The organism is Bacillus sp. GbtcB10, from assembly GCF_019091365.1.
Classification (GTDB): Bacteria; Bacillota; Bacilli; order Bacillales; family Bacillaceae; genus Bacillus; species Bacillus altitudinis.
In genome coordinates this window covers 1-272 of sequence record NZ_JAGXJP010000141.1, presented here as the reverse complement: position 1 = coordinate 272, position 272 = coordinate 1, and the positions used below count along the sequence as shown (strand labels likewise).

Sequence of the window (272 nt, the reverse complement as noted above, 5' to 3'; positions counted from 1 at the left end):
AAGCGGGTTGGCGAGATAATCGTAAACGTAGCCGTTTTCCTGTCCATCAACGAGCGCGTTCCCTAAAATGCCGTACACGTCATTTCTGATCAATTTCGTGGAATCGACGTTTTTGCCCCAGTTGCTGTTTAAGGTGTCCGCTTTTTGCTGGACGTCATTTACGCTTTGCTGCATATTGTCGGTATAGCTGATGATGCCGGACTGGCGTTCTGACAGATGGCCCATCGTGTCAGACATTTGCAGGACTTCGCGGCCGACGGTATCCTGAGCGC

1 protein-coding gene is annotated in these 272 nt (G+C 51.1%); it reads right to left on the bottom strand.

Going from position 1 to position 272, the window contains the following annotated elements; all coding sequences use genetic code 11:
* The coding region (locus tag KVT11_RS19895; protein ID WP_217609151.1) for a hypothetical protein at positions 1–272 on the bottom strand (272 nt) is incomplete at both ends.